We start from the raw sequence: 9471 nt of genomic DNA, 5'->3' as shown, positions 1-9471 counted from the left end.
CAAAATGGCGCAGCTTCGGCGACCCGGTCCGCGCCCGCGCCTTCGTCTGCGCTGCCATCGACCCAAACACCGCGTCCGGCGGTGCCATCCGCTTCCTCGCCTTCGTCAGCAGGGGCACCGGCATCGGCACCAACTACGGCACCGGCACCGGCGACGGCGCAGATCGGGGCTGTGGGCGAGGCCGAGCCTGCGGCCCCTCCGCCCGTTCGTCTGGTCCCGCTGAATGCTGCGGCGATTGCGGCCCTGCCGTTCCGTATCGACCTGAAGGGCGCGCAGATCTTTGAACGTCCTGCGGGGGCGGGTGCCAAGATTTACTCGGTCAGCCGTGCCGGTACGCCCTTGCTGATGATCTATGCGGGGCCGCGCTCGGACTATCCGATCTATGATGGCGAACAGGCCTCGGTGGCGGGACGCACGTCGATCATTCTGGCCGACGGTACGGCCAGAAGGGCGGTCGAGCATCTGTTCCGCCGGGAAGATAAACAGCCCGCCGACATCCATATCTGGCTGATGGCGACCGAGGGACAAAGCGGCGCATTGGCCGAACAGATCGGGCAAACCGTCGATCCTCGCTGATCACGGTTTTGTGCGTGCCGATTTTGAGGGTTGAGGAATCATCGCGAGTCGAATGATCTTGCAAATCATTCGCAACAATGGAGGTCGCGATGATTGTTCTCGGTGTCGGTATGTCCCAGTTGGCGCGCCTGATGAAAAAGGGCGCAGAGGATGAACCCCTGCGCCCTTCGGGACGTCCGAACCTTCGCGTTATCGAAGGCAGTCAGTCTCAGTTCAGTCCGCGAACCTCGCCTGCACGCCAGATACGGTAACGCACCTCGGCATCTTCCGGCGTGTAGATCACGATCGGCAGGCGCGAGTTGTAGCGGACCAGCGTCTGCTGCGGGATGGTGACAAAGGCCTCGCGCGTCGAGTTGTTCGGGCAACCCATCAGGGTCGATGCACCCGGGCCCAGACGCGGCACGACATAGTAGTCGTAACCCCAACCCTCGGCGGTACGGGTCTGAACCTCGCCACCAAGCACGTGATTGTTACAGTCGATCTGTTGCGTCTTGCCGATGATCAGCTCGACCTTCAGCTCGTCCTCGTTCTGGACCGCAGGAACGGTCAGTACGTGGCGCTTTTGACCGGCGGTCGCAGCCGGGAAGGCTTTGAGCTGGTCGTTCGCATTCTCGGCAGCCTGACCAGTTGCGGTAGGGGCCTGGGCTACGACAGGAGCCGTAGCGCAGGCCGTCACAGCCAACGCAGCCAATGATGCAAAGGCAATATTTCGCATGGTTAAGGCCTTATTTTGCAAATCCATGCCAAATAAACGCGGGTTTGTTAGACCAGTTCCACAGCCATAGACACGGCTTCACCACCACCGATGCACAGCGATGCCACACCGCGCTTGAGGTTGCGGGCTTCAAGGGCGGCCAGCAGGGTCGCCATGATGCGCGCGCCAGAGGCACCGATCGGGTGGCCCAGAGCGGTCGCACCGCCGTTGACGTTCAGCTTGGCGCGGTCGATGCCCAGTTCCTTCTGGGCGATCATGGCGACGACGGCAAAGGCTTCGTTCACTTCCCACAGGTCCACGTCATCGACGGACCAGCCCGCCTTTTGCAGGGTCTTCTGCATGGCCGGAACGGGGGCGGTGGTGAACAGGCCCGGTTCGTGGGCGTGGGCCGAGTGCGAAACGACGCGGGCGACGATGTTCAGGCCCAGAGCCTTGGCCGTGCTTTCACGCGCCATGACGAGGGCGGCGGCGCCGTCCGAGATCGACGAGGCGTTGGCGGCGGTGATGCGGCCATCCTTGATGAAGGCGGGGCGCAGGGTCGGGATCTTGCTTGGGTCGGCCTTGCCCGGCTGTTCGTCTTCCGCGACGGTGACGGTGCCCTTGCGGGTTTCGATCTCGACCGGAACGATTTCCTTCTGGAAGGCACCCGAGGCGATGGCTTCCTTGGCGCGGTTCAGGCTTTCGATGGCGTAGGCGTCCATGTCCTCGCGGGTGAAGCCGTATTTTTCGGCGGCAGCTTCGGCGAACACGCCCATAGCCTTGCCTTCATAGGCGTCTTCCAGGCCGTCCATCATCATGGAATCGATGATGGTGTCGTGGCCGATGCGGGCACCGCCACGGTGCTTGTTCATCAGGTAGGGGGCCTGGGTCATCGATTCCATGCCGCCTGCCACGATCACGCTGGCCGAACCGGCCAGCAGGGCGTCGTGCGCCATGACGGCGGCTTGCAAGCCCGAGCCGCACATCTTGTTCAGGGTGGTGGCCTCGACACCCAGCGGCAGGCCTGCGCCCAGAGCAGCCTGACGGGCCGGAGCCTGACCGAGGCCCGCCGGAAGGACGCAGCCCATGAAGATCTGTTCGATCTTTTCGGGCGCGACGCCGGCGCGCTCGACGGCGGCCTTGACCGCGGCGCTTCCCAGCGCGGTTGACTTCACGGACGACAGCGCGCCCTGGAAACCGCCCATCGGCGTACGGGCGTAGGAGCAAATGACAACGGGGTCGGTAGAAGCGGTCATGGTGTTACAGCATCCAGAAAGGATTTCGGCGTTGGTGGGTGATTAGGGGCGAAAGTTCGCGCAATGCAAGTCAGCCGGCGAACACTATTTCCTGTTCAGGACGCGGCGACGTTGGCGTCCGACAGAAAGAAGCGTTCCGTCCACGCCCCATACATTGACATCGTCCACGGTCCAGTCACGGTCGAAGTCGATCATATCGAACTCGACATAGGCCCAACCGTCGGGGGCGGTCATCGCGGATGGCGGGGTGATGAAGTCATAACGCAGATCGACCGTGGTCATCAGCACAGGCCGCTCGAACGCCGTTGAAGCGGGCGGGTAAAGGGCATCCATCAGATAGCAGAGGCGATAGACGTCCAGAGGTTGGCCATCGCGGAAACGCATCCAGGCCCCTTCGCGACGCGCGCGATCTTTATTGCCGCCGAAAATGTTAGGGCCACGCTCAAAACGATATTCGATCTGGCTAGCAAAGCGGGGCGCGAATGGGCCGCTCATATGTTCCGACTCGCTCAGCGTATGCACATCATCGGGAACCCTGTTTCTGTCGTGCAGCGGCGTTTCGCATTCTCCGTCAATGCCGAAAGTTGCACTGGCACAATGGGTCAGGCGTTCGCCCTGCGCCGCGGTAAGGGTGGCATAGGTGATCTGGCGTCCCTGCCGCATCAGGCGGGGCTCCAGCAAAACCTCCTCTCCGAAGCGGGCAGCGGCCAGATACTGAACGGTCAGCGATTGCAGGGGGGCATCGATTTCCAGACCTTCCTTCATCGTCTTGGCGCAGACAGCCGCCAGCAGACCACCGAACGGGAAGCCCTTCTCTGGAGGGAAGCTGTTGGGTGCGTTGGAGAATTCGGGCCGCACCAGAAGGCGTCGATTGGCCCCCTCGGCCTGCATTGTCATGGCATCGGCCATCAGGTCTTCAGAGGGGCTGGGCATGGGATCGGTCATGATGTCGTAAGGCCGTAAGCGGATAACGAGTTTCTAATTGCAACTTACTGTGTCCGTTGCTGTTGGCAACCCTTGTCAAAACTCTGCCGTCACGTCACTTTAGGCTTATGGGACGCACAGCCGACTATTCACGCCAAAGCTGTTCGGTCGCCGGTGCACTGGAAGTCATCGGTGATCCTTGGACGATGCTGGTCATCCGTGACGCTTTCAATGGCGTGACGCGGTTCGAACAATGGCAGGAACGTCTGGGGGTGGCGCGCAATGTGCTGGCCGCACGTCTCAAGATGCTGGTTCAGCATGGCGTGCTGGAGCAGCGCCTGTATTCGGAGCGCCCGCCGCGTAACGAATATGTCCTGACGGCCAAGGGCAAAGACCTGTACGGCGTTCTGATCACCCTGCATGCATGGGGCGAAAAACACGTCTACCACGATCAGCCATCGGGTATCCGCCTGCGCCACCGCAGCTGTGGCCACGACCTGATACCGCGCATTGCCTGTGGTTGCTGCAACGAGATCGTCCGCCCGCGTGAAGTGGAAATCGTGGTCGACACCAACCGCCCGACCGTTGGCGACATGCTGTCCGAGGAAGATGCGGCCTGAGTGGCGAAAGCTCCTTCAAACTCTGCTGTTCGAAAAGCGATCAGTTCGGGTGCTGATACGGCAGGCATGAAACGCTGACCCGAAGTCTCTGAAAAAGACCAAAGGCTGCGCACGATATGCCGTCTTTGTCGGTGCCATTGTCGTATAGCGAACCTTTGGCTTTATCGCGCATTTCGATACAGGGCTTTTGGCAAAGCTTGTTTCTTTAACAATGCCGAAGGTCGATCTTGATTAGGTTTCGATAAAGCGTCCTCTAGGGCGCGTTCCGGCGGCAGCCAGGAAAGGTGCTGGGCGAGTATTGCCCGGTTTATATAGAGATTTCCGATGCTTAACTCCCTCACGTCTCGTATCGCAGCACTCGGGATAATGATCTTTGTGTCGATCCTGCTGCTCGTGCTCGGCGTGGCGGATGCATCGCGCAAAACCCAGGAGAGTTTCCGTTGGGTGATGCACTCGGGAATGGTCCTGAGGAATATGGACGCCACGATGGCCGGACTGCGCTCTGCGGAATCCGCCCAGCGCGGTTACGTCCTGACGCGGAACAGCACGTTCGAAAGCACCTATGAGGTCGAACTCGCGCAGGCGCATGAGTCCCTCGCCAAGGTCCGCGAGCTGACGCAGGACAATCCGTTTCAACAGGACCGTATCCAGGCTATCGGCAACCTGTTTGATGAGTGGAACTCTCATTCCCAGAAGGTGATTTCCGCCGCACGGGCCAGTGACTTCGAGAGGGCCACCGACCTGATCAAGAGCGGCAGCGGGCTGGCGTCCATGACCGAGCTGGAGGTCAAGGCCAACGAATTTGTCGGGGCCGAGCGCACCTTGCAGAGCACACGTGTGGAACTGGCCCAGCGCCGCCTGCATACAGTGCGTTCGCTGGCGCTGGTCGGCGGGCCGTTGATCGCTATCTTTTCGGCATTGGTGTCGGTGCTGATCATCTATGGCATCCGCCGTCCGATCAGCATTCTGGACGACGCCATGACACGGTTCGGTGCGGGCGACTACAGCCAGCGCACCCATACCCGCATGGGATCGCGCGAGTTCGCGCGCTTGGCCAAGGGCTATAACGGCATGGCCGAGAGCATCACCCGCTCTGCCAGCGAAAGTCAGGCGCGCAAGCATGAACTGCAGGCCGTACACGAAGAGCTGCTGACCAGTGCGCGGGCGCTGAGCGACCGCAACGATGTGATCGAGCTGCTAGGGGCTATGTCGCACCGGATGCAGGCTACGCGCTCGGACACGGAACTGGCCGAGGTGATCAGCATATTCGTGCCGCGTGTTCTGCCGGGGCTGCCCGGTGCCCTGTACGCCTTTGACCAGAAGCGTGAACGCCTGGTGGCGATATCGCGCTGGGGCGAAGTCTCATTCCTGGTCGAGAGCTTCCTTCAGGATGAATGCTGGGCGCTTCGCCGGGGCCAGAGCCATTGGATCAGTGGCGTAGGCAAGGACGTGACCTGTGCCCACGCCCCGGACAGGACGGTCTATCATTGCGAGCCACTGCTGGCGGCGGGCGAGGTTATCGGTGTGCTGCATCTGGATGGCCTGCTGGATGAAGAGCAGAAATTCCGCATGACCATGCTGACGGAAAATATCGCTTCGGCGATGGTCAACCGTCGCCTGCAGGACAACCTCAAGGAACAGACGATCCGTGACCCGCTGACGGGCCTGTTCAACCGCCGCTATATGCAGGAGGCGCTGTCACTGGAAATCGCCCGTGCCGCACGGGCGAAGTCCCCCCTGTGCGTGGTCATGTGCGATGTGGACCACTTCAAACGTTTCAATGACCAGAAGGGGCATGATGCGGGCGATACGGTGCTCAAGGCGGTGGCGGCCACGCTGGAGGAAAAGTTCCGCGATGGTGACATCGTGTGCCGTTATGGTGGTGAAGAGTTCACGATCATCGCGCCCGGCACCCGTCAGGAAGATCTGCTGCGCCGTACGGAGGCTGTGCGGTTGGCCATTGCCGCGGCCGAACCGGAACTGCGCGGTGAGCCCTTGGGCAAGATCACCATGTCGTTCGGTATCGCCGAGTGGATACCGAATATGGATCGGACAGGTGATGCCCTGTTGGCCGCTGCGGACAAGGCTCTGTACGAAGCCAAACACGCAGGGCGCAACCGCATCGTCGGGCACACGGCCTAGGCTGGAATCCAAAAGGGGCTGCCGGATGGGCAGCCCCTTTTTTATGACTAGAGCACCGCTTGGGTGGACTGGATGAAGCCGCCGCCCAGAACGCGCTCGTCGTCCGCGGGGTCATAGAGGACGCAGGCCTGACCGGGGGCCACGCCTTCCTCGCCTTTATCGAACACCACCTTCACCTCGCCATCGACCATGGCCAGACGGGCGGGGGAGGGCTGGCGTGTCGAGCGGACGCGGGCGAGGACAGGGGCACCGTCCTGTGCGGCTTCCTCGATGGTCGGCTGGTCGCCCAGCCAGTTGATCTCTTCCAGCGTCAGGCTGGCCGTCAGCAGGGCTTCGCGCGGGCCGACGATGACCTGACGCAGCTCGGGGTTAAGCTTGATGACGAACAGCGGCTCGCCCACGGCGACGTTCAGGCCGCGGCGCTGGCCGATGGTGTAGTCGGTGATGCCGTTGTGACGGCCCAGCACGCGGCCATCCATGTGAACGATGTCGCCCGCCTCGCGCCCCTGCGGACGCAGGCGGTCGATCAGGGTGCGATAGTCGCCCGTCGGCACGAAACAGATGTCCTGGCTGTCCGGCTTGGCGGCGATACGCAGGCCCAGCGAGGCGGCCACGCCGCGCACCTGCGGCTTTTCAAGGTCGGCCAGCGGGAAGCGTAGATAGTCCAGCTGTTCCTGCGTGGTGGCGAACAGGAAATAGGACTGGTCACGCGAATGGTCGATGGCCTTGCGCATCTGGGCGCGGTTGCCGGCGATGGCGCGGCGGACATAGTGGCCCGTCGCCATTGCTTCGGCACCCAGATCACGCGCCACGTCCAGCAGGTCGCGGAATTTGACGGTCTGGTTGCAGCGGATGCAGGGAACCGGCGTCTGTCCCTTGAGGTAGGAGTCGGCGAACTGGTCGATCACCGCGTCCTTGAAACGGCTTTCGTAGTCGAGGACGTAATGGGGGATGCCGATCGTGTCGGCGGCCAGACGGGCGTCGTGGATATCCTGACCCGCGCAGCAGGCACCTTTTTTCTTCAGGGCCTCGCCGTGGTCGTAAAGCTGAAGGGTTACGCCCACCACGTCATAACCCGCATTGTGCAGCAGGGCGGCGACGACGGTGGAATCCACACCGCCGGACATGGCCGCGACCACACGCGCGCCAAGGGGCAGGCCGACGGCCTGTCGCACGCTCTCGATCGCTGCTTCCATGTCGGCGGGCGACATGGGCACGATATCGGGAACGGGGCAGAGCAGGTCGTCGGTCATGGTCATGCGCGCCATGTAGGACTTAACCGGAACGATTTCGAGGCCAAGCGGGTTACACTGTACAAGAAATGAAAAAGGGCCGCTCCATTGCGGAGGCAGCCCTTTGTCTAAATTGGCGTGTGTTTTGACGGATCAGTCGCGATAGCTCTGGATGCGCGTGGTGCGCAGACCTTGCATACCCCATTTGTCGATCGCCTTCTGCCAGGCGGCAAATTCCTCTGCCGTCAGACGGTAACGTTCGAGGGCGTCTTCCAGACTGATCAATCCGCCACGGACAGCAGCAACCACTTCGGCCTTGCGACGAATGACCCAGCGATTGGTGTTCGCCGGGGGCAGGTCGCGCAACGTCAGCGGCGTACCCGTCGGGCCGACCACATATTGTTCGCCGTTACTATTTAGGCGTCGCTCTTGCAGCATGGGCTAATGCCTCTTTCACCACCATCACCACTCAGAACTGCTTTTTTAGACCAGCCCCCGCTAAGGCCAGTTTAAGCGTCGTGGTGAAGGAATGGCTAATATCGGGGGTAATTCTGCGGCCAAGCTTCGACCGCAGAAACTCCCAGTTTACGAATACTAACGCGGACTTACTGGGTTAAGCGCGGCTGTAATCACCGCTTAATGTTGATCAGTTCGGCCAGCATCTCGTCCGCAGTGGTGATGATTTTGGACGATGCCGAATAGGCGCGCTGGGTCGTGATCAGGTTGGTGAACTCGGTCGAGAGGTCCACGGTCGAGGCTTCCAGCTGGGATGCCGCAACCAGACCCGCACCGCCCGTACCCGGTGCCTTCAGGTTGAACGTGCCCGAGGCCTGGCTGACGCGGAAGGCGTTGCCGGTAACTTCGGTCAGGTTGTTGGTGGACGGGAAGGTCGCCAGTGCCACCTGTGCGATACGGCGCATCACGCCGTTGTCGAACACGGCGGTCACATAGCCGTTCGCGTCGATCTGGATGTCGGTCAGGTTACCGAAGGCCGTACCATTGGTGTAGGTCGCCTGTACGAAGCTGGTGCTGTCGTACTGGGTCAGACCGCCCGCCGAGGCGTTCAGGTCGAAGGTGATGGTCTGGGCCGCAACACCCAGAGAGTCATCCCACTTCGGCGCTGTACCGCCCGATGCGGCCAGTTCCAGAACGGGGTTGTCAGGATCGAACAGGGCATCGGTGCCGAGGGCACGCATGCCTTCGATGTCATAGCGGCCATCCTGAGTGAACAGCACCTGACCCGACTTCAGCAGGTTGGCAGGCGTGCCACCGCCGTCTGCCGTGTCTTGCGGGGCACGGATTTCGGCGTACCACATATTGGCCGTTTCGCTCTTCAGGAAGGCCACGGTGATGTTGCGCTGACCGCCCTTGGAATCGGATACCGGCACGGTGATCTCGAAGTCCGGTTTGAGCCCAGTCGTCGGGTCCAATGCGTAGGACGACATGGCCCCGGCAGTATAGGTGGCGATATCGGGATGCGGGTCGGTCGAGGATTTCAGGTTGGCGTTCAGGCTGACCCGCGTGGTCGGCTCGGCTGCGCCACCGACCTTGCCGACGTTGATCGAGGTCAGGCGGTTCATGTCCGACGGGTCGATATTGGCATTGCCGTCGCCGTCAATCGGCCATCCTTGCAGGTAGAAGCCCGCCGTGTTCTGCAGATAGCCCAGCTTGTCGACCGTAAAGGCACCGGCGCGGGTGAACAGTCGCGCATCCGACGGCGTCAGGTTTTCGGATTTTTCGGTCACGACAAAGAAGCCGTCGCCGCCGATAGCCAGGTCGGTGGACGAGGTGGTGCGTTGCAGCTGGCCACCCTGACTGATGAAGTTGCGGGTGTTGGCCTTAACACCGCCAGCCGAATAGGACACGCCAGCCGACTGGGTGTTCACGACAGTGGAGAATTCGGTGGCCACACGCTTGTAGCCGACCGTGTTCACATTGGAGATGTTCTGCGAGATCGAGGACAAGGCCGCAGCGTTCGCGGCCAGACCGGAGACCCCGGCCAACATGGCGCCGTTAATGCTCATGAC

The 9471-nt window shown here is 61.7% G+C and carries 8 protein-coding genes and 1 pseudogene; 3 read left to right on the top strand and 6 right to left on the bottom strand.

Annotated elements, in window-relative coordinates; genetic code table 11:
- A pseudogene (locus B3H86_RS03450) lies at positions 1-576 on the top strand (hypothetical protein); the annotation flags it as partial.
- Between the two features lie 208 nt (positions 577-784).
- On the opposite strand, the gene eco reads toward B3H86_RS03450, so the two are convergent.
- From eco to B3H86_RS03435, 3 genes are all read right to left on the bottom strand, one after another.
- Entirely contained in the window at positions 785-1291 is a 507-nt protein-coding gene (gene eco, locus B3H86_RS03445) for a serine protease inhibitor ecotin (protein ID WP_292051178.1), read from the bottom strand.
- Between the two features lie 47 nt (positions 1292-1338).
- Complete coding sequence (locus B3H86_RS03440) at positions 1339-2526, bottom strand: thiolase family protein (protein WP_292051177.1); 1188 nt, start codon at positions 2524-2526, stop codon at positions 1339-1341.
- An 84-nt stretch (positions 2527-2610) separates the two neighbouring features.
- Complete coding sequence (locus B3H86_RS03435) at positions 2611-3471, bottom strand: thioesterase family protein (protein WP_292051176.1); 861 nt, start codon at positions 3469-3471, stop codon at positions 2611-2613.
- 107 nt (positions 3472-3578) lie between these two features.
- Between B3H86_RS03435 and B3H86_RS03430 the strand changes: the two genes are divergently transcribed.
- Both B3H86_RS03430 and B3H86_RS03425 read left to right on the top strand, forming a co-directional pair.
- Positions 3579-4070 (top strand): winged helix-turn-helix transcriptional regulator, encoded by a 492-nt coding sequence (locus B3H86_RS03430; protein ID WP_292051175.1) that lies wholly within the window; start codon positions 3579-3581, stop codon positions 4068-4070.
- A gap of 366 nt (positions 4071-4436) precedes the next feature.
- Positions 4437-6212, top strand: coding sequence for a diguanylate cyclase (locus tag B3H86_RS03425; protein WP_292051174.1), 1776 nt, complete (start codon positions 4437-4439; stop codon positions 6210-6212).
- A 47-nt stretch (positions 6213-6259) separates the two neighbouring features.
- Here B3H86_RS03425 and mnmA read toward each other — a convergent pair whose 3' ends face one another.
- The 3 genes from mnmA to B3H86_RS03410 all read right to left on the bottom strand — a co-directional run bounded on the left by mnmA (position 6260) and on the right by B3H86_RS03410 (position 9468).
- The gene (gene mnmA / locus B3H86_RS03420; protein ID WP_292051182.1) at positions 6260-7423 is read right to left on the bottom strand and encodes a tRNA 2-thiouridine(34) synthase MnmA; all 1164 of its coding nucleotides are present in this window, start codon (positions 7421-7423) and stop codon (positions 6260-6262) included.
- 174 nt (positions 7424-7597) lie between these two features.
- Positions 7598-7882 carry a DUF1153 domain-containing protein gene (locus B3H86_RS03415; RefSeq protein WP_292051173.1) on the bottom strand — a complete coding sequence of 95 codons (285 nt, stop codon included), beginning with the start codon at positions 7880-7882 and terminating at the stop codon, positions 7598-7600.
- A gap of 191 nt (positions 7883-8073) precedes the next feature.
- Entirely contained in the window at positions 8074-9468 is a 1395-nt protein-coding gene (locus B3H86_RS03410) for a flagellar hook protein FlgE (RefSeq protein WP_292051172.1), read from the bottom strand.
- Between the last annotated feature and the right edge of the window lie 3 nt (positions 9469-9471).

Origin of the sequence: Brevundimonas sp. UBA5866 (assembly GCF_002432125.1) — a bacterium.
Classification (GTDB): Bacteria; Pseudomonadota; Alphaproteobacteria; order Caulobacterales; family Caulobacteraceae; genus Brevundimonas.
This window is presented reverse-complemented; position numbering and strand designations above follow the sequence as displayed.